This is a genomic window from Bradyrhizobium sp. Tv2a-2 (assembly GCF_000472425.1).
Classification (GTDB): domain Bacteria; phylum Pseudomonadota; class Alphaproteobacteria; order Rhizobiales; family Xanthobacteraceae; genus Bradyrhizobium.
In genome coordinates, this window is record NZ_AXAI01000007.1 from 208,506 (window position 1) to 234,695 (window position 26,190).

A 26,190-nucleotide genomic window follows, 5' to 3' on the forward strand; every position below is an offset into this window, starting at 1 on the left:
ATCGCCCCGGAATGACGGTGCCAAATCACACCGCAGCGGCTTCCGCCATATACGCCCGCCAGCCGCCGAACTCGGAGATATTCCGCGCGCGCTCGAGCGCGGCCGGCTCGACGATAAAGCCCTTCACATTGCGGCCGTCGGCGAGCCGGATGGTGCCGATCGAGAGCGGCGGCGGGATTGCTGCGACGAATTTGCCAAAGGCGGCGGCCGACAGCGCCCAGATCTCCAGCTCTATCGCCGTGCCCGTACCAGGCTCGACGCGCAGCATGCCCGGCTTTGGCGGGGTGGTGTCGAGCGCATAGAGCTTGTAGTCGGGCGCCGTCACGGTGGTCTCGACCAGCCGCCCGGATAGCGCCTTCAATTCACCGTTCAGCGCCATGCCGGACAGATGCGCGCCGACCACGGCGATCGGAATGTCGTCCTGGCCGACACTTGCCGGCAGCGGCGCGAGCGGCGGCTGCGCAATGTTGTTGGCGCCGACACCGAGCCTGGTGTCGGCGTGGAAGACGCGGCCGATCGAGGCGAGCAGCGCATCGCGCCCGGCAGGTGCGAGCAGGGTGACGCCGAACGGCAGGCCGTCGCTGCGGAACGAGGCTGGCAGCGCCAGTCCGCAGAGGTCGAGCAGGTTGACGAAATTGGTGTAGGTGCCGAGCCGGCTGTTGAGCAGGACCGGATCGGCCAGCACCTGCGCTGTCGTATAGACCGACGGCGTTGTCGGCAGCACCATGGCATCGAAATTCGCCAGGATACGCTCGGCGATCTTGCGGACGCCCTGCAGCCGGTAGAGCGCGGAAAAAGTCTCCGCCGCGGTGAGCCGCGCGCCGGGCGCAATGACCTCGCGCGTGACAGGATGGATAGCGTCGGGCGATGACGCCAGCAGATTGCGGATCACGAGATAGCGCTCCGCTACCCACGGCCCCTCATAGAGCAGCCGCGCCGTCTCGTAGAACGGCTCCATGTCAAATTCGACGAGGGTGGCGCCGAGTGCGGCAAACCGCTTCAGCGCGTCGCGATAGGCGGCCTCTTGCGCCTTGTCGCCGAAGAAGATCAATTGCCCGCTCTTGGGAATGCCAAGGCGGAAATTGGCCGGCAGCCCGGTGATCTCGCCCAGCGCTCGGTCGCGCGAAAATGGATCGGCGCCGTCGGGGCCGCTCATGGCGGCAAGTGCGGTCACGGCGTCGTCGACGGTGAGCGAGAAGATCGACACACAGTCGAGCGTACGGCAGGCCGGTACGACGCCGGCGGTCGAGATCATGCCGAGGCTTGGCTTGAGGCCGACGATATTGTTGAGCAGCGCCGGCACGCGGCCGCTTCCCGCGGTGTCGGTGCCGAGCGCAAGCGGCACAAGCCCTGCGGCAACCGCGACCGCTGATCCCGAGCTTGAGCCGCCCGGCAACAGCTCGGCGCGCAGCGGGTTCTTCGGGATGCCGTAAGGTGAGCGCACGCCGACAAGGCCGGTCGCGAACTGGTCGAGATTGGTCTTGCCAATGGGAATGGCGCCGGCCGCCCGCAGCCGCGCGACCGCGGTCGCATCAAATGTCGGCGAATAGGCGAAAGCCGGGCAGGCGGCCGTGGTCGGCAGGCCCAGCATGTCGATATTGTCCTTCACGGCGACCGGCACGCCAAGAAGCGGCAGCCGGGTCGCGTCCTTGCGTGCTGCGAGGCTCTCGGCCTCCGCGATCGCATCCTTTTCGTCGCGCAGTGAGATGAAGATGGCGGGATCGTTGTGGTCGCGGATACGCTGATAGCTGCGTGCGACGGTCTGCGCAGGCGTTAGGGTGCCTGCGCGATGCGCGGCCACGATCGCGGCAACGGTTTCGGTCACTCATGACTCCGAAAGAAACCCGGCAGCTTGTCCGGGACGTAAGCGTCTTCGACTAAATTTTCTCCCGTTGCGAAGCAAGGGGTATGCCATGTGTACAACATGGCTCGACGCGGAACATGCCGGATTTTCGGTTTGGAGTCAGCGCTTTGCGGAGTCTACAAGGTCTGAGAAGAGGTGCGGTCGCGTTGCCTCGGCCGCCCTGTCTGCTTAATCGTTGGGCAATCTCACGTCGTGACCTTGCTGCTGCCTTGCGTGATCAGCCGCGCCGAGCGCTGGTCGCGGGCGTAGATCCAGAGCCAGCTCAGGGCGACGCTTAGCCGGTGACGCAGGCCGATCAGGAAGTAGATGTGGGCAATCCCCCAGATCCACCAGGCGATCGCGCCCTTCAGCCGGATGCGTCCGAAGTCGATCACGGCGAGCCCTTTGCCAATCTGCGCGAGGCTGCCGGAGTGATGATAGCGGAACGGCGGCAGCGTCCGCCCGGCAAGGCGCGCCTTGATCAGGTTGGCGACATAGCGCCCCTGCTGCTTGGCGGCCGGAGCAATGCCGGGGACAGGCTTGCCATCCCAGGCGGCGATCGTGACGGTGTCGCCGATGGCAAAGATGTCGGGGTGACCGGGCACTGAGAGGTCGGGCGCGACCTCGACGCGGCCCGCACGGTCCGCCGGCGCGCCCAGCCATTCCGCGGCAGGTGAGCCGCGCACGCCGGCCGCCCAGATGATGGTGCGCGCCTCCAGTTTCTTGCCGCCATAGACCACGCCGTCCTGCGAACAGTCGGTGACGCTCTGGCCCAGCACCACCTCGACGCCGATGCGCTCCAGCGAGGCCTGCGCGTAGGCGGAGAGCTGGTCGGGAAAGCCCGTGAGCACGCGCGAGCCGGCCTCGATCAGCACCACGCGTGCCTTGCGGGTATCGATCTTGCGGAAATCGCCGATCAGCGTGTGATGGGCGAGCTCGGCGATGGTGCCGGCGAGTTCGACCCCGGTCGGGCCCGCGCCGATGATGGCAAAGGTGAGCCGCGCGGCGCGCTTTTGCGGATCGCTTTCGCGCTCGGCGCGCTCGAAGGCGATCAGGATATGCCGCCGCAGCGTGGTCGCGTCTTCCAGCGTCTTCAGGCCCGGCGCGAATTGCTCCCATTCGTCGTGGCCGAAATAGGTGTGGCGCGCGCCGGTGGCGAGAATGAGCGTGTCGTAGGGCACGGAACCATCGCGGTCGAGCAGCACGTGGCGGTTTTCAGTATCGATGCCGGTCACGGTGGCGAACAGCGTCGTCACCTCGGGGCGGTCGTGCATCAGGTAGCGGATCGGCCACGCGATCTCGGACGTTGCCAGCGAGGCGGTCGCGACCTGGTAGAGCAGCGGCTGGAACAGGTGATGGTTGCGCCGGTCGATCAGGGTGATCTGAACCGGCGCCCCCTTGAGACGATAGGTCGCCTCCAGCCCGCCGAAACCGGCGCCGACGATCACCACGCGATGTGGATTTTGCGGTGTCAATGTCATGGCGTCGGAACCTCGTTTCGTGCATTTCCTTCTGATCATGTATTCATTTGCAAGCTCGCTCCAAGCTCTATCTTCCTATCGGGCGATAGCGAAATCCTATCGAAATCACACGCCTTTCGGCGTCGGCGCGGCGACGATGCGCTCGCGCGCCGGCAACCAGGACCCGGCGATCGCGCCGCACAGCGAGAGCAGCGCTGCTGAGAGCATCGCTTCCGCAAATCCAGCGGTAAACGCCGCCGGCGACGTGCCGGCGCTGTTTGCGGAGAAGGTGGCGACGAGCAGGGCGACACCGAACACGCCGCCGAGGAATCGTCCCATGTTGAAGATGCCGGAGGCCTTGCCCATCTCGACCACCGCGACGGAGCCGAGGATTGCGTTCTGTACCGCGGGCATCGCCGCCGATACGCCGACACCGGCGATAACGAGCGGCGCGATCAGTGCCGAATAGGCCATGTCGGGCGCAACGATCAGAGCGATCCACAACAGCCCGATCGCTTGCATCAACAGTCCGACCACGACGAGGGCCCGCTCGCCGATCTTGCCGACCAGCCCGCCCGCGACCGGCGCTGTGACGAACAGGGTCGCGGTCCAGGGCAACAGGCGCAAGCCAGCGCCGAGCGGGGTATTGCCGAGCGCGCTCTGCAGCAGTTGCGGCAGCAGGAACAGCACGCCGTACATGGCAGCGTAGAACAGGAAGCTCGCGACAATGCCCGACGAGAACGCGCGCGCTCGGAACAGTCGCATTGGCACCATCGGGGTCTGCGCGTGCAACTCCCAGGCGATGAAGGCGGCCGTGAGCAGCACTCCGACTGTCAGCGCCGTCAGCACCTCGGCACTTCGCCAGCCTGCGCCGTTGCCGCGCAACAAGGCCCAAACCAGCGCGAAGGCTGCGGCTGCGACCAGCGCCAGCCCCGGGAAATCGAGGTCCGCCGCGGGTCCAAGACTTTCCCGCAGTCTGGCCGAGATCACGGCAAGCGCGACGACGCCAATCGGGACATTGATCCAGAAGATCCACTGCCAACCGAATGTTTCTGTCAGTGCGCCGCCTGCTGCAGGACCTGCGATCAGGGCAAAGCCGGTGACACCGGAGAAGATGCCGAGTGCACGGGCGCGCTCTTCCCTTGGAAACACAGCGCTCAACAGCGCCATCGCGAGCGGCAGAGTGAGCGCAGCGGCGGCTCCCTGGCCTGCCCGTGCCGCGATCAGCCAATAGATGTTGTTGGAGAGCGCGCAGCCGATCGAGGTCAGCACGAACAGGGCGACGCCTGTTGCAAACATGCGGCGGCGGCCGAAGCGGTCGCCGAGCGCAGCACCCGTGAGCAGCAGCACCGCAAAACTGAGATTATAGGCATTGACCGTCCACTGCAGCATTTCCATCGGCGCGTGGAAATCAGCGCGAATGGTCGCAAGTGCTGATGTCAAAACCATCGTATCGAGCGCCACCATGAATGACGCCAGCGCCGCCACCGCCAGCACCCAGTTCTTCTCACCTGCCGAATGACTTTCCTGCATGTTGCCGTCTCCTCTTGGCCATGGCCGCCTCGAGCGGCTCCGCGAGCAGGACGAGCGGGGAGGGGAGAAAAGATCGGAGCAAAAAATATTTTCTTTGGGCGAATCCTTTGGCCGGCGCCGTGCGTCTAGGGGCATGATCCGGAAAAGTGTGTAGCGGTTTTCCGGAAAGATCATGCCCAACCAAAACCTGAAGCGCGATGGCGCCTCAGGTGTGACGGCATCGGCATCATCAAAAGGAGAAAACGATGAGACGTACCCTGATCAGATACAAAGCGAGGCCGGAATCGGCCGAAAAGAATGCCGAGCTGATTGCGGCGGTTTTTGCGGAATTGAAGGATGCAAAGCCTGCCGGCCTTCGCTACCTTGCCCTGCGGCTTGAGGACGACAGCTTCGTTCATCTGGTCGTAACCGACGCCGACGACGGATCGAGCCCATTACGCGAACTGCCGGCCTTCCAGGCCTTCCAAAGCGGAATCCGCGATCGTTGCGACGAGATGCCGCTGGTCCGCAGCGCCAGGATCGTGGGCAATTATCGCATGCTGGAGACGGAATGACGTCAACGCCTGACGCATCCGAGGGAAGTCTCGATCGCCTGCTTGTAGCGATGCGGCCCAGGCTGCATCGCTATTGTGCGCGCATGGTCGGTTCGGTGATCGACGGCGAGGATGTCCTGCAGGACGCCCTGATCAAGGCCGTCGAGGCGTTTGCGTCGGCGGGCCGGATCGATAATCCGGCGGGCTGGCTGTTCCGGATCGCGCACAACACCGCGCTGGATTTCCTGCGCCGCCGCAGCCGGCTCGCGTCTTTCCAATCGGGCGAGGAGGTCGAGATGATTGCGGACCCGACTGATGCGATCTGGAGCCGGCAGGTCGCGAGCACGAGCCTTCGCACCTTCATGCGGCTTCCGGTTGCCCAGCGCTCCAGCGTGATCCTGGCCGACGTGCTGGGTTGCTCGCTGGCCGAAGTCTGCGAGGTCATGGACTGCAGCCTGCCGGCCGCCAAGGCTGCGCTGCACCGCGGACGCACGCGGCTGCGCGAGCTCGCCGATGAAGCCGATGATGCGCCGGGGCCAAAGATGTCGGAGGCCGATCGCGATCGCCTGTCGGCCTATGTCGCACATTTCAACGCGCGTGATTTCGACGCCATCCGCGCCATGATCGCCGATGACGTCAGGCTTGAGCTCGTCAGCAAGACGCGGATGCAGGGCAAGGCCGAGGTGTCCCGCTATTTCGGAAATTACGCCGGGGTCGCGGACTGGCATCTGGTGCCCGGACTGGTCGAGGGCCGCCCGGCCATCCTGGTGTTCGATCCCGGCGAGCCCGGTGAGCGGGCGAAATATTTCATGCTGCTCGACTGGTCGGCAGACAAGGTCACGACCATCAGGGATTTCCGCCATGCCGCTTACGTCATCGACGGCGCGGACTACGTCATTTAGCGTGTGATCGGGCTCCGGCGACGGCCTGGGGCGGGTTAACCGTGCCGGCTAACCGGCACTATAATTCTTGCCATTTCCAACATTCACGAATTATGGTGCACATGTGCTGGGCCGAAGGTTCTAAGCCTTGAACCTCGCTTGGAGCTTGCTGCCGGGGCGGAAATTCGCGCAAAAAAACCATGGAGACACGCCCTGGCAGGGTGCGACCGCAACGAGGCGGCGCAGACAGTTCAATTTTGGAAATTGAGGGAGGGGAATATTATGAAATCGGCATTCTGGCTGGCGGGCGCGGCTGCGCTTGCGCTGGCGAGCCCGGCCTTTGCCGGCGACACCATCAAGATCGGCTTTGTCTCGACCTTCTCCGGCCCGACGGCCGTGATCGGCAACGACATGCGCAATTCCTTCGAGCTCGCGCTCGACCATCTCGGCCGCAAGATGGGCGGCAAGCCGGTCGAGGTGATTTACGAGGACGACCAGCAGAAGCCCGACATCGGCAAGCAGAAGACCGAGAAGCTGGTGCAGTCCGACAAGGTCGATTTCATCGCAGGCTATATCTGGTCCAACGTGCTGCTCGCCTCGCTGAAGACGGCCGTCGATTCCCAGACCTTCCTGATTTCGGCCAATGCGGGTCCTTCGCAACTCGCCGGCGAATTGTGCTCGCCTTACGTGTTCTCGACCTCCTGGCAGAACGACCAGACGCCCGCGGCCATGGGCCTCTACATGAACCAGAAGGGCGTGAAGTCGGTATTTTTGATCGGCCCGAACTATGCAGCCGGCAAGGACATGCTTGCCGGTGTGAAGAGCACCTTCAAGGGCGAAGTGGTCGGTGAGGAATATACGGTGTGGCCGAGCCAGCTCGACTTCTCCGCCGAATTGACCAAGGCGCGCAACTCCAAGGCCGAATCGATCTTCGTGTTCTATCCCGGGGCGGCCGGCGTGCAGTTCCTCAACCAGTATGCGCAGTCGGGCCTCAAGCAGCAGATGCCGCTTTATACGGCGTTCACCGTCGACGAATTGTCGCTGCCGCTGCAGAAGGACAATGCGATCGGCGTGCCCGGCGCGCAGGAATGGGTCAACGACCTGCCGGGCGAGCAGAACAAGCGCTTTGTCGAGGACTACCGCAAGAAATATCCGGGACTGCGGCCGACCTATTACGGCGCGCAGGCCTATGACGCGGCACAACTCATCGACAGCGCCGTGGTCGCGGTCAAGGGCGACACCTCCAAGAAGGACGCCATGAAGGCGGAGATGGAGAAGGCGAATTTCAAGTCGTTGCGCGGTGCCTTCAAGTACGGCAACAACCACATCCCGATCCAGAATTTCTACCTGCAGGACGTGGTCAAGGACGCAAGCGGCGAATTGTCGCTGAAGACGGTCGCCACCATCGTCAAGGACGATCAGGACCGCTTCCACGACAAATGTCCGATGAAGTGAGCACGGATTTTGCTAGACACGGCGGCAGCGCCAGAGCGTGATGACTTTTGAACGTCATCCCGCTCTGTCCCTTTATTGAGCCTGGTCATCTCGGAAAACCGGTTTCCACTTTTCCGGATCATGCTCGAGACGCTGCCGCCTTTGTTTAATCACGTGTGAGCCGATGCTGCTGCTCGTCGAACAGATTTTGAATGGACTGCAGTTCGGGCTGCTGTTGTTCCTGCTTGCAGCCGGATTGACCCTGGTGTTCGGCATCATGGACCTGGTCAATCTGGCGCATGGCTCGCTCTACATGATGGGCGCCTATTTCGCCGCGACCTTTGTCGCCTGGACCGGGAGCTTCGTGCTCGGTGCGGTGCTGGCGCTGGGTGCAACGCTGGTGCTCGGCATGGTGCTGGAGTTCACCACGCTCCGGCATCTCTATGGCCGTGATCATCTCGACCATGTTCTGGCGACATTCGGGCTGATCCTGTTTTTCAATGAAGCCGTGCGGCTGATCTGGGGCCCGGCGGGGCTGGCGCTGCCGCTGCCGCCCTGGCTGACGGTGCCGGTGCAGATCTTTCCCGGCATCTATTATCCGGCCTATCGCCTCGCCATCATCGTGGTGGCGCTGCTGGTTGCGCTCTTGCTCTATCTCGGGGTGATGCGCACCCGCATCGGCATGCTGATCCGCGCCGGCGCCTCCAATCGCGAGATGATCGGCGCGCTCGGCATCAACATCAAGCTGCTATACACCCTGGTGTTTGGCCTTGGCGCAGCGCTCGCGGGGCTCGCCGGGCTGATGCAGGCGCCGATCCTGACCGTGCAGATCGGCATGGGCGAGAACATTTTGATCCTCGCCTTTGTGGTGATCGTCATCGGCGGCATCGGCTCGATCCGCGGCGCATTCCTGGCCGCGATCTTTGTCGGCCTGATCGATACGCTCGGCCGCGCCTTCCTGCCCAATCTGCTGCGGCAGGTGCTGGACTCCGCCTCAGCCTCGACGGCGGCGCCCGCGCTGTCCTCGATGCTGATCTATCTCTTGATGGCAATGGTGCTGGTCGTGCGGCCGGAGGGGCTGTTTCCAGCCAACCGCCGATGAAATCCGCGTTGCAAGTTCGTAGCGTCGTCTCCGCGCTCCTCGTCGCGGGACTTCTGCTGCTGCCGCTCTATTCGAGCCTCACCGGCAACATCTTCGTACTGACGATGTTTACCCGCATCGTGATCCTGGCGCTGGCCGCCGCAAGCCTGAACCTGATCATGGGGTATGGCGGCATGATGAGCTTTGGCCATGCTGCCTATCTGGGCATCGGCGGCTATGCGGTCGGCATGCTGGCGCAGGAAGGCATCGGCTCCGGCTTCATCCAGTTTCCTGTGGCGCTGGCCGCGTCGGCGATCTTCGCTCTGGTCATCGGCGCGCTGTCGCTGCGCACCCGTGGCGTCTACTTCATCATGATCACGCTCGCCTTCGCGCAGATGGCCTATTACGTCGCATCTGGCCTCGCGCGCTATGGCGGCGACGACGGGCTCACCATCTACAAGCGCAGCGATTTCGCCGGCCTGATCAACCTGTCGAACCGCGTGCAGTTCTATTATCTCTGCCTCGCCTGCCTGCTGCTGGTGCTGTTCTTGATCTGGCGCATCGTCAATTCCCGCTTCGGCATGGTGGTGCAGGGGCTGCGCTCCAACGAGCAGCGCATGCGGGCGATCGGCTTTCCCGGCACGCGCTATCGCCTTGTCTGCTTTGTCATCGCCGGCACCATGTGCGGGTTATCAGGCGCGCTGCTCGCCAACAACACCGATTTCGTCAGCCCCGCCGTGATGTACTGGACCCGCTCCGGCGACCTGATGGTGATGGTGATCCTGGGCGGCATGGGTACGCTGTTCGGGCCCGTGCTCGGCGCGGTGGTCTATCTCCTGCTGGAAGAGTTGTTGTCGCAGATCACCGAATACTGGGCCATCATCATGGGGCCGCTGCTGCTGTTGATCGTGCTGTTCGGCCGCGGTGGCATCATGGGCGTGCTGGGGAGGTTCTCGCGTGGCTGAACTTTTGCTCCGGGTGGAAAAACTCGTGCGCCGGTTCGGCGGCATCATCGCGACCGACCATGTCACGCTCGATGTGCCGCAAGGCGAGCTGCATGCCATCATCGGCCCCAACGGCGCCGGCAAGACCACGCTGATCAGCCAGCTGACCGGGCACCTGATGCCGCATTCGGGCAGCATCTATCTTGGCGGACGCGACATCTCGCGGCTGCCCGCCTATCGCCGCAGCGCGCTGGGGCTGGCGCGCTCGTTCCAGATCACCTGCCTGCTGCCGGATTTCACCGCGGCCGACAACGTCGCGCTGGCCGCGCAGGCACGGGAGGGGCATTCGTTCCGCTTCTTCGCCGATGCCCGCAAGGAGCGCGCGCTGCGCGAGGCCGCGATGAATGCACTGGCGCGCGTGGGTCTGAGCGACCGCGCCAATGTGGTGGTCTCGCGCTTGAGCCATGGCGAGCAGCGCGAGCTCGAGCTTGCGGTGGCGCTCGCCACCAGGCCGCAATTGCTGCTGCTGGACGAGCCGATGGCTGGGCTTGGCGTCACCGAATCCGCGCGGATGGTGAAACTGCTGCAGGAACTGCGCAAGGAGGTCACCATCGTGCTGGTCGAGCACGACATGGAGGCCGTGTTTGCACTGGCCGATCGCATTTCCGTCCTGGTCTATGGCCGCGTCATCGCGTCCGGCACGCCTGACACCATCAGGCAGAATGACGAGGTCAAGCGCGCCTATCTCGGCGATCAACATGTGGTAGTGCGCCATGGCTGATGCAGCGACATTGCTCGACGTCGAGGGCATCGAGACCTGCTATGGCCTGAGCCAGGTGCTGTTCGGGCTGTCGCTCGCGATCAAGCGCGGCGAGATGGTCTCGCTGATGGGCCGCAACGGCATGGGCAAGACCACCACCATCCGCTCCATCATGGGGCTAACGCCCGCGCGCGCCGGTGCGATCCGCTTCGCCGGCACCGAGGTGCGCAGCCTGCCGTCCTATCGGATCGCCAAGCTCGGCATCGGCCTGGTGCCTGAGGGCCGACAGATCTTTCCCAATCTCACCGTGCGCGAAAATCTCGTCGCAGCCTCTGCCAACCGGCTTGGCGCATCCGATCCCTGGACGCTGGACAAAATCCACGCACTGTTTCCACGACTGGCCGAGCGCGGTGCCAACATGGGCAACCAGCTTTCCGGCGGCGAGCAGCAGATGCTCGCGATCGGCCGCGCCCTGATGACCAATCCTCATTTGTTGATCCTCGACGAGGCCACGGAAGGACTCGCGCCGCTGATCCGCGAGGAGATCTGGAACTGCCTGTCGATGCTGAAGGCGCGCGGGCAGTCGATCCTGGTGATCGACAAGAATGTCGAGAACCTCACCCGCATCTGTGACCGCCACTATATCATCGAGCGTGGCCGCACGGTGTGGAGCGGCTCCTCCGCCGATCTGATGGCCGAGCCGGGTCTGCAGCATCGTTATCTCGGCATTTGAGCGGGGCTCTCGTCCCGCCGATGCGGTGAGAGCAATCCCCCCTTCCCAAAGGCACCCAGCCTCGGCTAAGATCGATTTCGCGGCGCAAAATGCCGCGGGAAGATCGTCGACGGCGGATGCGCTGGTTCCGGGATAATGTCAGGCATGGGTCATGGCTCGCGCTGGTCGCGATCGCCATTAACCTTGCCTTGTCCTTTGGCCATATTCACGTCGCGGGTCAGGTTTCCGACCGTGGCCTGATCGCGGCCGCGCTCGGTGCAACCGACCATGGCAAGGCGCCCGGCCACCCCGACGGTCCGCTGGGCGATGATCTGTGTCCGATCTGCATCGCGACGAGCGCCATCGCCAGTGCGATTGCGTCGGCGCCGCCTGCCATCCCGCTGCAGCTCGACGCAACGGTCGTCGATCGCCCGGTCGCGCTGGTTCGTCTTGCCGTTACGCTGCCGCGCGCGCCATTCCAGTCGCGCGGACCCCCGGTTTCCTGACGTAGTTCACTCCTTTCCCGCGTCTTGGCACTGCGTGCTGGACCACGCTGCTGAAGCGGGGGCGGAGTTGCGTTCGAGGGGTCGAGAGCTCTGTTGATGCCTCGACCCAGTGAAATCCGGGGTCAGGTTACCAATAATGGGTCTTTTCTCTTCGTCGATGCGCCAGGGAGCGCTCATATCCGTATCGTCACTTGCCTTGCTCGCTGCGATGGACGCGGCGGCGTTGGCGCAAAGCGACAATTCCTCGCAACCGCCGCCGGCTGCCGCCGCGCCGCAGCCGCCGGCCGCAACGCCAGCGCCTGAAGCGACGCCGGCGCCGCAACAGAACGCGACACCCGCGCCAGAGTCGTCACCCGCACCCGCAGCCCCACAGCAGGCAGGCGGCGGCAATGTCCTTCCCGAGACCCGGGTCGTCGCGCCGGTCGAGCGCACGCGGCCGCGCAAGCCGCCGACCCAGCAGGTCGTGGCCAGCCCGCCGCCCCCCGCGCCGACCCAGGCGCAGGTCGTGACCGAGCAGAACCGGAAGCTCGATGCCGCGCGCCAGACCATCTACGCGCCGAGCGGCACCGCGCCCTACCTGATGACGCAGCAGAACATCGAGGCGTTGCCGCAGGGCGAGAACACCTCGCTCGACCGCGTGCTGCTGCAGGCGCCGGGCGTCAGCCAGGACTCGGCCGCGAGTGGTGATTTCCATATCCGCAACGAGCACGCCAATGCACAGTACCGCATCAACGGCATCATGCTGCCGGACGGTGTCGGCGCCTTCGGCCAGATCCTCGACACCGGCATCATCGGCAGCCTCGCGCTGATTACCGGCACGCTGCCGGCACAATATGGTCTGCGGACCGCAGGCGTCGTCGACATCCAGACCAAGGCCAGCGCCTTCGACAATACCGGCAAGGTCGGTGTCTATGGCGGCAGCCATGACACCGGCACGACCTATGGCGAATGGGGCGGCACGGTCGGGAACACGCAGTACTTCGTCTCGGGGCGTTTCTTCACTAGCAATCTGGGCCTGGAAAATCCCACGTCATCCGTCAACGCGATCCACGATCACACCGACCAGGAGAAAGGCTTTCTCTATTTGTCGACGGTGATCGATCCGACCATGCGGCTCACATGGATGAGCGGTGTTGCCAACAGCGCCTTCCAGATTCCGAACAATCCGGGTCAGACGCCGGCGTTCTCGCCGTTCGGCATCACGAATTTCAATTCGGCCAACCTCAACGAGAATCAAACCGAGTTCAACGCGTTCAATGTGCTGGCGCTGCAATATTCCAGCAATGGTCTGGACCTGCAGACCTCCTACTTCAACCGTATCAGCACCGTGCATTTCACGCCTGACGTGATCGGCGACCTCGTCTTCAATGGCGTGGCGTCGGACGTCTATCGCCGCAGCTTGACCAACGGCATCCAAACGGATGGGTCCTATCGTGTGGCGGATGCCCATACGCTGCATTTCGGCTTCACCGCCAGCGCAGAGAATGCCTTTGTCAGCAATTTCTCCTCGGCCATCCTGCTGGACCCCGCTACGGGCCTTCCTATCGACGGCACCGTCGATCCGAACAATGTCACCAGCTTTCTCGACCAAAGTGCAAAGATTGGCTTCCTGTTCGGCACCTATATTGCCGACGAATGGAAGATCACGAACCAGGTCACCCTGAATTACGGGCTGCGCTTTGATCAGATGATGCAATATACGAATGCCAACCAGTTCAGCCCGCGCATCAGCGTGACCTATACGCCCTGGGATGGCACCGTATTTCACGCCGGCTATGCCCGCTATTTCACGCCGCCCGAGCTCGTGCTGGCGGCGCCGGTCAATCTCGCTCTGGTGCAGAACACCAGCCAGCAGCCGGAGGTCAACCTGGCCGATCCAGTGCTGCCCGAACGCTCCCATGTTTTCGACGTCGGCGTCACGCAGAAGTTGATGCCGGGCCTCGAAGTCGGTGTCGATAGCTATTACAAGATCGCCCAGGATCTGCTGGACGATGGTCAGTTCGGCGCGGCCTATGTGTTGACGGCGTTCAACTACGCGAAGGGTAACAACTACGGCGTCGAGCTCACGGCCAAATATACCGACGGCCATTTCACCGCCTATAACAACTTCTCCTTTGCGCGCCAGATCGCGACCAACGTCGTCTCCAACCAATACCTCTTCGGTGCAGACGAACTGGCCTACATAGCGGCCAACTATGTCTACACCGATCATTCCCAATGGGTCTCGGGATCTGCCGGTGCATCCTACAAGTGGGACGAGGGCACCCGGCTGTCGGTGGACCTGCTCTACGGGAGCGGCCTGCGCGACGGCTTTGCCAATACCAGCACCGTGCCCTGGTATTCGCAGGTCAATCTCGGCGTCTCGCACGAGTTCAAATGGTTCGACAACGCAAAGCCGACGACGCTGCGCCTCGACGTCGTCAACCTTTTCGATACGACCTACGTGATCCGGGATGGATCCGGCATCGGCGTATTTGCCCCGCAATACGGGCCGCGCCGCGGATTCTTCTTCGGCATCTCGCAGAAGCTTTGAGCGGAGTGATGCAGAAACAGGAAAGCGAGAACCCTATGCGACATCATGATCGCGAACCGCGTGCGCCCCTCCCGGGGCGCGCGTGTCGACTTCTTCCGATGCTTGCGGCCGGCGTGGCGCTCACGCTGGCGTCGCCTGCGTTCGCGCAAGGTGAAAATCCGCTGCTGCCGAAGAACCTGTCGCCCTGGGGCATGTTCCTCAACGCCGACATCGTTGTGAAGGCGGTGATGATCGGGCTCGCCATCGCGTCGCTGGTGACCTGGACCATCTGGCTCGGCAAGACTGTCGAGCTGCGAATGGCGACGCGCCGGGTGCGGCGGCGGCTCAGGCTGCTGGAGAGTGGCCCGCGTCTGGCGGAGGCTGTTCGCGTCTGCGACGGCGAGCGGGATGCTGTGGCGCAACTCGTGCTTACGACTGCGCGGGAGGCCGAGCTGTCCGGCGGCATCATCGATGACGGCTTCAAGGAGCGCGTCGCGCTGCGGCTGGAGCGGGTCGAAGCCGCGGTGACGCGACAGATCTCGCGCGGCACGGGCATCCTCGCAACGATCGGCGCCACCGCGCCCTTTGTCGGCCTGTTCGGCACGGTGTGGGGCATCATGAATGCCTTCATCGGCATCTCGGAATCCCACACCACCAATCTCGCGGTCGTTGCGCCTGGCATCGCAGAGGCACTCCTGACCACCGCGATCGGCCTTGTGGCCGCGATCCCGGCGGTCGTGATCTACAACCACCTGGCGCGGGTGATCAGTGGCTACAAGGCGCTGCTCGGAGATGCCTCGGCGCAGCTGCTGCTGATGATCAGCCGCGGCGATCGCGCCAGCGCCCCGCGGCTGCGGGCGGCGGAGTGACCGATATGGCAGTTCGTCTGGGCACTCGCAGCAGCGGCGACGATCTCGAGATCCAGCACGAGATCAACGTCACGCCATTCATCGATGTCATCCTCGTGCTGCTGATCATCTTCATGGTCGCGGCGCCGCTTGCAACCGTCGATATCGGCGTGAATTTGCCGGCGAGCACTGCGCCGGAGCAGCCGCGTCCGGATAAGCCGGTGTTCGTCACGGTCAAGAGCGATGGCGGAATCGCGATCGGCGAGACGATCGTGCCGCGCGAGGGCCTGGCAGGTGCGCTCGATGGCGCGACGAATAGCCACAAGGACGAGACCATCTTCATTCGCGGCGACAAGGCGCTGAGCTATGGCGATCTCATGGAGGTCATGAACGTTCTGCGCGATGCCGGCTATCTCAAGCTGGCACTGGTCGGGCTGGAAACCCCTGGTACGAAGCCATGACGGCGTTTGCGCTGCATCTGCCCGAGCGAAGCGGTACGCCGCGCTGGATACTTGCCGGCGCGGTGATCCTGGCCGTGCACGCGGCGATCGTGCTTGGCGTTGCGTTCTGGTATGTGCGGCAGCCACCAGTGCCGATGATTGTCCCGGCGATTTCGGTGTCGCTCGCGCCTGTTGATGCCAGCTCGCCTGAGACGCAGAACCAGGACATCGCGGTCGGGCCGAGCATGCAGCAGGCCGAGGAACAGCCGAAGGAGCAGCCCAAGGTCGAGGACAAGCCGGTCGAGCAGGTGGTGCCACCGCCGCCGCAGCAACAGGCTGAGGTCACGCTGCCGACCGAGCAGAAGGAAGTTGAAAAACCCAAGCAGGAAGTCCAACCGCCTGCGCCGGAAACTCGCGCACCGCCGCCGACGCCGAAGGTCGCGCAGTTCAGCCAGGCCGCTTCAAATGCCTACAATGCGCTGATCCTCGGCCATCTGCAGCGCTTCAAGCGCTATCCGGCCGCGGCTCACGGCGCGATGGGGGTCGTCACGGTTCGCTTCACGCTGAACCGGGCAGGCCAGGTGATCAAGAGCGAGGTGGAAAAGTCGTCCGGCAATGGCGTGCTCGACCGGGAAGCGCTCGACATCCTTCGCCGCGCCAATCCGTTCCCGGCGTTTCCCGCCGCCAAGTCCGTCGCCGATGATCTTTATATCGCTCCCATCAGGTTCGATCGCGATTAGGATAGATCAGGGATCACGGGAGAAGGCTTTATGTCGTTCAAGACCGCCGTGCTGCTGATCACCACCGCAATCGCGCTGCCGGGACTGGCCTCAGCCGACACACCGCACGGCGGCTCGACCATCCTGCGGGCCGCCTCCGGCGCAGGGTATGACTATGTCATCCATGTGCAGAATACCTACGACTACAAATATAATCCGGAGGTCCGCGCCGACCGTATTGTGCTGGCGAAGCGGATCGTGCGTCCGTTCTGCTCACGAAACCAGATCGTCGGCGAGGACAAGATCGAGACCGAGATTTTTGGGATCAAGCCGGGCAAGCCGGATTATGTGGTGTATGTGAAGTGTATGTAGACCCGCAGTTCTTCCCCTCTCTTTGTTTGTGGGAGAGGGTGCCGTCGCAAAGCGACGGCGGCTGACGTCAAAACATCTCGAAATATTCGCGCTGTTCCCAATCCGACACTTCAGCCTGGAAGCGCTCGATCTCCGCGTTCTTGATGTGCACGTAGTAATCCACGAACTCGGCGCCCAGCGCGTTGCGGAAGAAGGAGTCCTCGTGCAGCGCGAATACGGCTTCGCGCAAGCTCTTCGGCAACAACGCCGCCTTGGTCTCATAGGGCGTGTCGGCAGATGGCGGGGGCTTGAGCTTGCGATCGACGCCGTCGAGCCCTGAGAGCACCTGCGAGGCCATGTAGAGATAGGGGTTGGCGGCCGGTTCGCCGATGCGGTTCTCCAGCCGTGTTGCTGGATCGTCCGGTCCGCCGAGCACACGGATCATGACGCCGCGATTGTCGCGGCCCCAGATCGCGCGGTCCGGCGCCAGTGAGTAGGAGCGGTAGCGCTTGTAGCCGTTGATGGTCGGTGTCGAGAACACGGCCGAGGCCCGCGCGTGCTGCAGCAGGCCGGCAAGATAGGCGCGGCCGAATTCGGACAGCGGCTCGCCGCTTTCCCTGGCCATGAAGGCGTTGTCGCCGCTGTCGCGCGCCACAATCGATTGATGCAGATGCCAGCCCGAGGCGAACACGTTGGGCAGCTTCGGCCGGCACATGAAGGTTGCGTGATAGCCGTGCCGGCGTGCGATCTGCTTCACAGCCGAGCGGAGCAGCACCATGTTGTCGGCGGGCACCAGGCCCGTCCTCGGCGCGAAGGTGAACTCGCACTGGCTGGGACCGAATTCGACTTCCACGGACCGCAGGGGAAGTCCGAGCGCGATGATGTCGCGGCGAATGATGTCAAGCGCCGGCTCCATCAGGTCGTAACGCTGCTCGGTCAGGTACTGATAGCCATGCGAGAGCAGGCTCACCTGCGGCGGCTGTCCGGGCTGGCCGGCATCCTGCGGCGCCATGCGCGGATCATCGAGCTTGAACAGATGAAATTCGACCTCGAGGCCGGCAACGAAATCGTAGCCGCGCTTGTCGAGGCCATCGAGCACCTTGCGAAACAGCTGGCGCGTCGAAAACGGGATCGGCCGCCCATCGGCGAAATAGATGTCGCAGAGCACCCAGCCCGTGGTCGGCGACCACGGCAGCACGCGGAACGTCGTCGGATCCGCCACCATCAAGACATCGGCGGCGCCTTCCATTTCCTTCATGCCAAAGCCGCCGCCGGCAGTGAACACCGGAAATACCGTGCGGTGCGAGGTGTCCTTGGCCAGCATCGTGGTGGTGATGCTGCAGCCGCTTTCGAGACAGCCAAGCGCCTCGGACGTCACCAGCGTCTTGCCGCGCAGGATGCCGTGCTGGTCGGCAAAGGACAGCCGGATGGTCTCGAGCTTTTGCTCCTCGGCGATGCGGCGCAGCCGCGTGGCCGCCTCCTTCTGCTCATCCGACCAGAGCGCGTGACGCGCGACGAAACTCAAGGGGGGGCTCCTAAAAATAGCTCGAAGATCGGTCACTCCGTCATTGCGAGGAGCGTACGCGACGAAGCAATCCAGGGTCGCTCGCGCGGCTCTGGATTGCTTCGCTTCGCTCGCAATGACGGAGTGCGTGGCAGAAGTGCCGATTCCATCATCACTCCGCCGCCGAGAGATGGCGCACCTTCTCCGCGATCTCCGCCGGCACCGGCACCGACCACGGCGCGCCACGGCGTCGCCTGACGTCGACTTCCATCCAGTAGGTCTCCCAGCCCAGCGTCGGGCCGATGCCGTCCATGGTCGCCGGGCCCTGGATGCTGCGCGCATTGCCGTCGTCGAGAACCAGCATCGGCGTCTCGCCTGAAGCGACCTTCTCGATCTCGGCCCGCAGCATGCGGCGGTATTGCACGATCGCCTTGTCGCTTTGGCCCAGATGTTCGTTGGTGCGGTCCTGGATCGGGCCCATCGACTCGACCGCCCACTGGTCGTGCACGTTGATGTCGTTGCCCATGCCGGTGTAGGTCGCGTTCAGCTGCTCCTGCGCATCGAAACCGTAATCGTTCGACTTGTTCTTGCGCGACTTGTAGTCCGGCAGCTCATAGAGCTCGAGCCGCTGCTCGCGCATCTTCTTCTTGTCGACTGGCGTCGTGTAGCTCGTGAAGATCGCGTACCAGTAGCAATTCTGGTCATCGATCGGCACATGCCACTGCGTGATCGTCATCTCCGTGCTCATGGGAATGACGAAGCCATGCGGGAAAAGCTGGTTGGTGACGCGCACATGGGTGCGCTCCTGGTCGATCTCGCGCAGCGCGATCAACCTCAAGCCATATTCGGTCTGTTCGACATTGATGATCGGGCGGTCATATTCGCGCAGGATCTTGGTCATCGGCATTTCGCTGCCGGCGGAGGCGCCGCGGAACTGCTTGCCATAGGCGGTCGAGGTGTCCTCGTCTTCGAAGAAACGATGCAGGTAGGAGGCGTGGCTCGGATCGATGCCGACTTCCAGCGCCTGCAGCCAGTTGCAGTTCATGTGGCCCTTGAACGCAAAGGTGTGACTGCCGGGCGCGACGAAGCAGTCGATCTCCGCAAACGCGGGCGGCTCGCCATCACCGAGATAGGCCCAGAGGATGCCGCTCTTCTCGATCACGGGATAGGAACGTTGCCTGATGCCCTGGCAGAGCTTCGAGCCCTTGGGCTCAGCTGGCGTTTCCAGGCACTGGCCAGACGCATCGAACAGCCAGCCGTGGAAAGCGCAGCGCAGGCCGCCGTGCTCGAGCCGGCCGAAGGCGAGGTCGGCGCCGCGATGCGCGCAGTGGCGGTCGATCAGACCGTAGCGTCCCTGTTCGTCGCGAAACAGCACCAGGTTTTCGCCCAGCAGCTTCACCGGGCGCACCGCGCGCGGTCCCTCGAGCTCGTCGAGCAGGGCCGCCGGCTGCCAGTATTTCCGCATCAGCTTGCCGCAGGGGGCGTTTGGCCCGGTGCGGGTGATCAGGTCGTTCTGCTCCTGACTCATCATGGCAGCGTCTCTCCCGATGCGGCGGACGACGGTGTCCGCACTGTTTTGTTCGTCTATTGAACTAATGGTCAAATTATGCCATGGATTTCGACAGCAGCAAGAACTTTTTGTCCCAGAGCGTTTTCGAGCGAAGTGAACACCGGGTTCGCGCGAAGAAAACGCGTCAAAACAAGCAGCTAGTGGGTGACGAGACCAGGAATGCCGAAGTTGAAGCGCAGCCAGGGAGAGGAGCGGGCGACCGACTTTGTCGAGAGCCTCGATCGCGGCTTGCGGCTGCTGCAGTGCTTTGCTGCCTCACCCGAGCCGATGACCTTGAGCGATCTCGCGCGCGCCGCGGAACTGCCGCGCGCCACTGCCCGGCGCATCCTGTTCACCCTTGAACGGGGCGGCTACGTTGCCTCCGACGGCAAGCTGTTCACGCTCACGCCGCATGTGCTGACGCTGGCCGCGTCCTATCTGAACTCGAGCCAGATCGTCACCGTTCTGCAGCCCGTGCTGGATCGCATCGCCACCGAGGCGCATGAAATCGCCTCGCTCGCCGTGCTCGATCGCAACGATGCCGTGTTCATCGCGCGCTCCAGCCCGACGCGCATGTTCTCCGCGGGTCTCGATATCGGCTATCGCCTGCCGGCGTTCTGCACCTCGGTCGGCCGCGTGATGCTCGGGCGCTTCAGCGACCGGGATCTGGCCACGGTGCTCAGCGCGATGCCGCGCGAAAAGCTGACGCCGGAGACCGTGACCGATCTCGCTGCGCTGCTAGCCGCGATCAAGGGCGATCGCGACAGGGGCTATTCGCTCGTCGACCGCGAGGCCGAGCCGCACTTTCGCTCGATCTCGGTCCCGGTCCGCCGCTACGACGATGTCATCATCGGCGCGATCAATATCGGTGGCCATGTCGACCGCGTCTCGACAGAGGAGATGACCGAGCGCTTCCTGCCGCTGCTGCGCGAGGGCGCGGAGTCGGTACGATCGCAGTTGTTGTAGAAGCAGAAGGTTATCGCCTGCGTATTGATGTGCGCTCGCCCCTTGTGGGAGGGCGGCATCGCAATTGCGGCCGATCTCATCTCTACACGGCAACCGTCCGCAGCCCGAAGGCGCGGGCCTGATTCTGCAGCACGGGCCGCACACCATCGATCAGCTTGGCCGCGGCGGCATCGACCGAAAGCCCCGCTGTATCCACCACCGCCGCTGCCCGTGCGTAGAGCGGTTCGCGGCTCTTCAAAATGTTGCGCAGCTCCGCCATCGCGGAGCGGTCATCGGCCATCGGCCGCAGATCGCCCTGCCTGCGCACGCGCGCCATATGCTCTTCCGGCTCAGCCTTCAGCCATATGGTGTAGAACGACGACAGGATCAGATCGAAGGTGAGCGGCTCGGAGACGATACCGCCGCCGGTCGCCAGCACCATCAGTTCATTGCGCGCCAGAAGCTGCTGGACCGCGGCTTGCTCCAGGCGGCGAAAACCCTCCTGGCCATAGAGGTTGATGATCTCGGCGACCGAGAGCCCGTTCTCGCGCTCGATCTCCTTGTTGAGCTCGACGAAATTCCAGCCGACGCGTTTTGCCAGGACCTTGCCGAGGGTCGACTTGCCGGCGCCGCGCAGTCCGATCAGGGCAATCCCTGAGAACGAGGCGCGATGCGACGAGGCCGCGTGTCCGGCGAGCACGTCCTTGGCCTGTGTAATCTGGGCGGGCGTCGCTTTTCGCATGAGATCGCGGATCACCTGCCAGTCCGGCGCGAGGTCGGCGGCCGGGATCAGGTCTTCCAGATGCGCGCCCATGGCATTCGACACCCGGCGCAACAGCACGATCGAGACATTGCCTTTGCCGCTTTCGAGCTGGGCGATGTAGCGCTCGGAAATCCCTGATACCTTGGCCAGCACCTTGCGTGACATGCCGCGCAGCGCGCGCATGTTGCGCACCCGCTGCCCGAGCTGCTCAAGGAAGGCTGTTTCCGGATCGGATTCGTCGCTCATGTCAGGACCAACTCAGGAAACATAATTCCGAAGAGGATTGACAGCAAGCACGCGCGATGGCTTTCTATATGCATTATAATTCAACAGACGTTGTTGAAAGATGCCGGAGAGGGATGTCATGGCAAGTTCGGCCGTTTCGAAGCGCGAGGCCGTCTCCAAGCCCACTTCATCAGATTCCGCCCCCAATTCCTACAACGCGGTGACCTTCCTGCTCGACCGCAATGTGGATGAAGGCCGTGGCAACAAGCTCGCCTACACCGACACGGTCTCCGAGCTGACTTATGGCGAGCTGCAGAAACAGACCTGCCGGCTCGCCAATCTCCTGCGCCGGCTTGGCGTGCGACGCGAGGAGCGCGTCGCCATGATCATGCTCGATACGATCGATTTCCCGATCGTGTTCCTGGGCGCAATCCGCGCCGGCATCGTGCCGGTGCCGCTCAACACGCTGCTGACGACGGAGCAATATGCCTATGTGCTGGCCGATTGCCGCGCGCGCGCGCTATTCGTCTCGGAGGCGCTCTATCCTGCCGTGAAGGATATCGTGGGACGCATGCCGGATCTGGAATGCGTCATCGTCTCGGGCAAGAACGCCTTCGGCCACAAACTATTGTCCGAGGAGATCGCGCGCGAGGGCGATCAGTTCGCAACCGTCGCGACCCATGCCGACGAGCCGGCCTTCTGGCTCTATTCATCGGGCTCGACCGGCATGCCCAAGGGCGTGCGGCACCTGCATTCCAATCTCGCGGCCACCGCCGACACCTATGCAAAGCAGGTGCTGGGCATCCGCGAGGACGATGTCTGTCTGTCCGCGGCAAAACTGTTCTTCGCCTATGGCCTCGGCAACGCGATGACCTTCCCGCTGTCGGTCGGCGCGACCACGATCCTCAACGCCGAGCGTCCGACGCCGCCGCGGATGTTCGAGCTGATGAACACATACAATCCGACCATCTTCTATGGTGTGCCGACGCTGTTTGCCTCCATGCTCAACGAGCAATCGCTGAAGGACGCGAAGGGCGGCGGTCGCTTGCGCATTTGTACGTCGGCCGGCGAGGCGCTGCCGGAATCGGTCGGCGATGCCTGGAAAGCCCGTTTCGGCGTCGACATCCTCGACGGCGTCGGCTCGACCGAGCTGTTGCACATCTTCCTCTCCAACGCGCCCGGCGACATCAAATATGGCTGCTCGGGCCGGCCGGTGCCGGGCTACGAGGTGCGGCTGGTCAACGAGGCGGGCGGCGACGTTGCCGACGGCGAGGTCGGCGAGATGCTGGTGCATGCACCCTCCGCCGGCGAGGGCTACTGGAATCAGCGCGCCAAGAGCCGCTCGACCTTCGAGGGTTACTGGACGCGCACCGGCGACAAATATGTCCGCGACGCCGAGGGCCGTTATACCTTCTGCGGCCGCTCGGACGATATGTTCAAGGTCTCCGGCATCTGGGTCTCGCCCTTCGAGGTCGAGAGCGCACTGATCACGCACCCGGCCGTGCTGGAAGCCGCCGTGGTGCCGGAAGCCGATCCGGAAGGCCTCCTGAAGCCGAAGGCCTATGTCGTGCTGCGTGCGGATGCCGCCAATGGCCGGCTGGACGAGGCGCTGAAAGAGCATGTGAAGCAGAAGATCGGGGTGTGGAAATATCCGCGGTGGATCGAGGTGGTGGACGCGTTGCCGAAGACAGCGACGGGGAAGATCCAACGGTTCAAGCTGCGCGATCGCACCTCGTAGTTTCTCTCGTCATTCCGGGGCGCGCGTGAAACGCGCGAACCCGGAATCTCGAGCAGCATACAATAATCTCGAGATTCCGGATCAGCTCGCTATACGAGCTGTCCGGAATGACGGAGTGAACGTGAACGGCATGACGACCCTTTCCCCTTCAGGCTTCCTGCGCATCGGCGAATCCGATCTCGAATACCGCATGCTTGGTCCCTCGCCGCAGGACGCACCCACCATTGTCATGCTGCATGAAGGACTGGGCTCGGCTGCGCTGTGGGGCGATTTTCCGGAAAAGCTGCAAGCTGCGACCGGCGCCGGCGTGTTCGTCTATTCGCGCGCCGGCTATGGCAACTCGTCGCCCGTAGAACTGCCGCGACCGCTCGACTATATGCATAGCGAGGCGCTGGACGTATTGCCGAAGCTGCTCGACCAGATCGGCTTCCGCCGCGGGCTCTTGCTCGGCCATTCCGACGGTGGCTCGATCGCGGCGATCTATGCCGGCGGCGTTGCAGACCACAGGCTCGACGGCATCGTGCTGATGGCGCCGCATTTCGTGGTGGAGGATGTCTCGGTCGCCTCGATTTCCGAGATCAAGACAAGCTACGAGACCACTGACCTCAAGCAAAAGCTCGCGCGCTGGCACAAGGACGTCGACAACGCCTTCTATGGCTGGAATGGCGCCTGGCTCGATCCAGAATTCCGTTCCTGGGATATCTCCGATTCTCTCGCCTATATCCGTGTCCCCATCGCGCTCATTCAGGGCGAGAGCGATCAATATGGGACAGTCCGACAGGTCGAGATTGCGCAGGAAGAATGCTATTGTCCGGTCGAAGTGACCCTCATTAAGGGCGCCGGACATTCGCCGCATCGTGACGCGGCAGCGCAGACAGTCAATGCGATCTCAGAGTTTGCGTCCGCCTTATTGCAGGCGGAAGGCTCGCACGGGCGAGCAATCCGAGCGGGGCTCCGATGAGCGTTCCGCCTTCCTGGTTGTTTGGTGATGCGCGCGCCGAACTCGATCGGTGACTGCACTCACAGACGTGCTGAAAGCCCGGCTATCCCGGCCCTGCTTACCAAGGCGGATTTAGTCAAGATCGGAGCCGCCGGCCGGCTATAGGTGGCATGAAGCAAAATGCATGTTTTCATGATTTGAGCTGGACTTGCTCCAATACATGCAATATATTGCATGTTACGACGCCTCTAAGCAAGCACCTCAAGCACAAGGGTGGCACATGGCCGGGGAAGACCGCGTTCTCGCGAACGGCGCCAAATTCATCGATTTCCAGACCGATCCCTCGCGCTACCGGCATTGGAAGCTGGACGTGGCAGGCGACGTCGCAACGCTCTCCATGGACGTGGATGAGGACGGGGGCCTGTTCGAGGGCTACCAGCTCAAGCTCAATTCCTACGATCTCGGTGTCGATATTGAGCTTGCGGACGCCGTGCAGCGGCTGCGCTTCGAGCATCCGGACGTAAAGGTCGTGGTGCTGCGCTCGGCCAAGAACCGCGTGTTCTGCGCCGGTGCCAACATCCGCATGCTTGCGGGCGCCACCCACGCCCACAAGGTCAATTTCTGCAAATTCACCAATGAGACGCGCAACGGCATGGAGGATTCCTCGGAGAATTCCGGTCAGCGCTACATCACCGTGGTCAACGGCACCGCGGCCGGCGGCGGCTACGAGCTTGCGCTCGCCACCGACCACATCATCCTCGCCGACGACGGCTCGTCCTCGGTGGCGCTGCCTGAGGTGCCGCTCTTGGCAGTGCTGCCGGGCACCGGCGGGCTCACCCGTGTCGTCGACAAGCGCAAGGTGCGCCGCGATCATGCCGATTTCTTCTGCACGATCGAGGAAGGCATCAAGGGTAAGCGCGCCGCGCAATGGCGCCTGGTCGATGAGCTCGCGCCGAACAGCAAGCTGGAAGCCAGGATTTCCGAGCGCGCCAAGCAATTCGCGGAGACGTCAGCACGCAAGACCGACGGCAAAGGCGTCGCGCTGACCCCGCTCAAGCGCACAGTCGACGACAAGAGCCTGCGCTACGGCTTTGTCACCGTCGACATCGACCGCACGGCACGGATTGCGACGGTCTCGGTGCAGGCGCCGGACAAGGCGCCGCCGTCGGATATCGACGGCATGATCGCGCAAGGTGCGTCGTTCTGGCCGCTGCAGGTCGCGCGCGAGATCGACGACGCGATCCTGCATCTGCGCATCAACGAGCTCGAGATCGCGCTTCTGGTGTTCAAGTCGCATGGCGATCCGGCGCAGGTTCTGGCCTATGACGCTTTCCTCGACGCCAACAAGTCGCACTGGCTGGTCAATGAGATCAGGCACTACTGGAAGCGGGTGTTGAAGCGTATCGACGTCACCTCGCGCACCCTGGTGACCCTGGTCGAGCCCGGCTCCTGCTTCGTCGGCACGCTTGCCGAGCTCGTGTTCGCCGCGGACCGTTCCTACATGCTGATCGGCTCGCGCGAGGGCGACAACCGTCCGCCGCCGGCGCTGCAGCTGACCGCACTCAATTTCGGCCCCTATCCAATGAGTCATGGCCTGACGCGGCTGGAGTCGCGCTTCCAGGCCGATCCTTCGGACGTCGAACGCGCGCGTGGAAGAATCGGCGAGGCGCTGGACGCTGAGCAGGCCGAGGAACTCGGCCTCGTCACCTTCGCGCTCGACGACATCGACTGGGACGACGAGATCCGCGTGTTCCTGGAGGAGCGCGCCAGCTTCTCGCCCGACAGCCTCACCGGCATGGAAGCAAACCTCCGCTTCGTCGGCCCTGAGACGATGGAATCGAAAATTTTTGCACGCCTGACTGCCTGGCAGAACTGGATATTCCAGCGTCCCAATGCAGTCGGCGAGGAGGGCGCCCTGCGCCGCTACGGCAGCGGCCAGAAGCCGAAGTTTGATATGACGCGAGTTTAG

General features: G+C 63.5%; 23 protein-coding genes. 17 read left to right on the forward strand and 6 right to left on the reverse strand.

The genetic code is table 11. The features are described 5' to 3' along the window. Window positions 1-25: 25 nt before the first annotated feature. The 3 genes from atzF to A3AI_RS0116115 form a co-directional block, all read right to left on the reverse strand. The gene (atzF, locus tag A3AI_RS0116105) at window positions 26-1,825 is read right to left on the reverse strand and encodes an allophanate hydrolase (RefSeq protein WP_024516580.1); all 1,800 of its coding nucleotides are present in this window, start codon (window positions 1,823-1,825) and stop codon (window positions 26-28) included. Window positions 1,826-2,049: 224 nt separating this feature from the next. Next, window positions 2,050-3,324: an NAD(P)/FAD-dependent oxidoreductase gene (locus A3AI_RS0116110; RefSeq protein ID WP_024516581.1), complete on the reverse strand. Its 1,275-nt coding sequence runs from the start codon at window positions 3,322-3,324 to the stop codon at window positions 2,050-2,052. Between the two features lie 105 nt (window positions 3,325-3,429). Then, the gene (locus A3AI_RS0116115; protein ID WP_024516582.1) at window positions 3,430-4,836 is read right to left on the reverse strand and encodes a DHA2 family efflux MFS transporter permease subunit; all 1,407 of its coding nucleotides are present in this window, start codon (window positions 4,834-4,836) and stop codon (window positions 3,430-3,432) included. 245 nt (window positions 4,837-5,081) lie between these two features. Here A3AI_RS0116115 and A3AI_RS0116120 point away from each other — a divergent pair, with 245 nt between their 5' ends. From A3AI_RS0116120 to A3AI_RS0116180, 13 genes are all read left to right on the forward strand, one after another. Next, window positions 5,082-5,390 carry a hypothetical protein gene (locus A3AI_RS0116120; RefSeq protein ID WP_024516583.1) on the forward strand — a complete coding sequence of 103 codons (309 nt, stop codon included), beginning with the start codon at window positions 5,082-5,084 and terminating at the stop codon, window positions 5,388-5,390. After that, the gene (locus A3AI_RS0116125; protein ID WP_024516584.1) at window positions 5,387-6,271 is read left to right on the forward strand and encodes a sigma-70 family RNA polymerase sigma factor; all 885 of its coding nucleotides are present in this window, start codon (window positions 5,387-5,389) and stop codon (window positions 6,269-6,271) included. Before A3AI_RS0116120 ends, A3AI_RS0116125 begins: the two co-directional genes overlap by 4 nt. A 261-nt stretch (window positions 6,272-6,532) precedes the next feature. Then, complete coding sequence (locus A3AI_RS0116130) at window positions 6,533-7,705, forward strand: ABC transporter substrate-binding protein (RefSeq protein WP_024516585.1); 1,173 nt, start codon at window positions 6,533-6,535, stop codon at window positions 7,703-7,705. A 163-nt stretch (window positions 7,706-7,868) separates the two neighbouring features. Continuing rightward, window positions 7,869-8,786 carry a branched-chain amino acid ABC transporter permease gene (locus A3AI_RS0116135; RefSeq protein ID WP_024516586.1) on the forward strand — a complete coding sequence of 306 codons (918 nt, stop codon included), beginning with the start codon at window positions 7,869-7,871 and terminating at the stop codon, window positions 8,784-8,786. Beyond that, complete coding sequence (locus A3AI_RS0116140; RefSeq protein ID WP_024516587.1) at window positions 8,783-9,730, forward strand: branched-chain amino acid ABC transporter permease; 948 nt, start codon at window positions 8,783-8,785, stop codon at window positions 9,728-9,730. The genes A3AI_RS0116135 and A3AI_RS0116140 overlap by 4 nt, the downstream gene beginning before the upstream one ends. Beyond that, window positions 9,723-10,490, forward strand: a complete 768-nt coding sequence (locus tag A3AI_RS0116145) for an ABC transporter ATP-binding protein (RefSeq protein ID WP_024516588.1) — start codon at window positions 9,723-9,725, stop codon at window positions 10,488-10,490. Before A3AI_RS0116140 ends, A3AI_RS0116145 begins: the two co-directional genes overlap by 8 nt. Next, window positions 10,483-11,202 carry an ABC transporter ATP-binding protein gene (locus A3AI_RS0116150; protein ID WP_024516589.1) on the forward strand — a complete coding sequence of 240 codons (720 nt, stop codon included), beginning with the start codon at window positions 10,483-10,485 and terminating at the stop codon, window positions 11,200-11,202. The genes A3AI_RS0116145 and A3AI_RS0116150 overlap by 8 nt, the downstream gene beginning before the upstream one ends. Window positions 11,203-11,291: 89 nt before the next feature. Beyond that, window positions 11,292-11,687 (forward strand): DUF2946 family protein, encoded by a 396-nt coding sequence (locus A3AI_RS42805; protein WP_156927800.1) that lies wholly within the window; start codon window positions 11,292-11,294, stop codon window positions 11,685-11,687. A gap of 136 nt (window positions 11,688-11,823) precedes the next feature. Beyond that, window positions 11,824-14,220 carry a TonB-dependent receptor gene (locus tag A3AI_RS0116160; RefSeq protein WP_063615475.1) on the forward strand — a complete coding sequence of 799 codons (2,397 nt, stop codon included), beginning with the start codon at window positions 11,824-11,826 and terminating at the stop codon, window positions 14,218-14,220. A 98-nt stretch (window positions 14,221-14,318) separates the two neighbouring features. After that, window positions 14,319-15,068: a tonB-system energizer ExbB gene (exbB, locus tag A3AI_RS0116165; protein ID WP_024516592.1), complete on the forward strand. Its 750-nt coding sequence runs from the start codon at window positions 14,319-14,321 to the stop codon at window positions 15,066-15,068. A gap of 5 nt (window positions 15,069-15,073) precedes the next feature. Continuing rightward, window positions 15,074-15,508 (forward strand): TonB system transport protein ExbD, encoded by a 435-nt coding sequence (gene exbD / locus A3AI_RS0116170; protein ID WP_024516593.1) that lies wholly within the window; start codon window positions 15,074-15,076, stop codon window positions 15,506-15,508. Continuing rightward, window positions 15,505-16,227: an energy transducer TonB gene (locus tag A3AI_RS0116175; protein ID WP_024516594.1), complete on the forward strand. Its 723-nt coding sequence runs from the start codon at window positions 15,505-15,507 to the stop codon at window positions 16,225-16,227. The genes exbD and A3AI_RS0116175 overlap by 4 nt, the downstream gene beginning before the upstream one ends. A 30-nt stretch (window positions 16,228-16,257) precedes the next feature. Beyond that, a complete protein-coding gene (locus tag A3AI_RS0116180; RefSeq protein WP_024516595.1) occupies window positions 16,258-16,578 on the forward strand; it encodes a hypothetical protein in 321 nt (106 codons plus the stop codon). Window positions 16,579-16,645: 67 nt separating this feature from the next. Here A3AI_RS0116180 and A3AI_RS0116185 read toward each other — a convergent pair whose 3' ends face one another. Next, entirely contained in the window at window positions 16,646-18,082 is a 1,437-nt protein-coding gene (locus tag A3AI_RS0116185) for a glutamine synthetase family protein (protein ID WP_024516596.1), read from the reverse strand. 151 nt (window positions 18,083-18,233) lie between these two features. Continuing rightward, window positions 18,234-19,592, reverse strand: a complete 1,359-nt coding sequence (locus tag A3AI_RS0116190) for an aromatic ring-hydroxylating dioxygenase subunit alpha (protein ID WP_024516597.1) — start codon at window positions 19,590-19,592, stop codon at window positions 18,234-18,236. Window positions 19,593-19,790: 198 nt separating this feature from the next. Between A3AI_RS0116190 and A3AI_RS0116195 the strand changes: the two genes are divergently transcribed. Continuing rightward, window positions 19,791-20,576 (forward strand): IclR family transcriptional regulator domain-containing protein, encoded by a 786-nt coding sequence (locus tag A3AI_RS0116195; protein ID WP_024516598.1) that lies wholly within the window; start codon window positions 19,791-19,793, stop codon window positions 20,574-20,576. Between the two features lie 82 nt (window positions 20,577-20,658). Here the strand turns inward: A3AI_RS0116195 and A3AI_RS0116200 are convergent, their stop codons facing one another. Next, window positions 20,659-21,564, reverse strand: coding sequence for a helix-turn-helix transcriptional regulator (locus A3AI_RS0116200; RefSeq protein WP_024516599.1), 906 nt, complete (start codon window positions 21,562-21,564; stop codon window positions 20,659-20,661). Window positions 21,565-21,763: 199 nt separating this feature from the next. Between A3AI_RS0116200 and A3AI_RS0116205 the strand changes: the two genes are divergently transcribed. The 3 genes from A3AI_RS0116205 to boxC all read left to right on the forward strand — a co-directional run bounded on the left by A3AI_RS0116205 (window position 21,764) and on the right by boxC (window position 26,190). Beyond that, the gene (locus A3AI_RS0116205) at window positions 21,764-23,281 is read left to right on the forward strand and encodes a benzoate-CoA ligase family protein (protein WP_024516600.1); all 1,518 of its coding nucleotides are present in this window, start codon (window positions 21,764-21,766) and stop codon (window positions 23,279-23,281) included. Between the two features lie 130 nt (window positions 23,282-23,411). Then, window positions 23,412-24,242 (forward strand): alpha/beta fold hydrolase, encoded by an 831-nt coding sequence (locus tag A3AI_RS0116210; protein WP_024516601.1) that lies wholly within the window; start codon window positions 23,412-23,414, stop codon window positions 24,240-24,242. A 259-nt stretch (window positions 24,243-24,501) separates the two neighbouring features. Further along, the gene (gene boxC, locus A3AI_RS0116215; RefSeq protein ID WP_024516602.1) at window positions 24,502-26,190 is read left to right on the forward strand and encodes a 2,3-epoxybenzoyl-CoA dihydrolase; all 1,689 of its coding nucleotides are present in this window, start codon (window positions 24,502-24,504) and stop codon (window positions 26,188-26,190) included.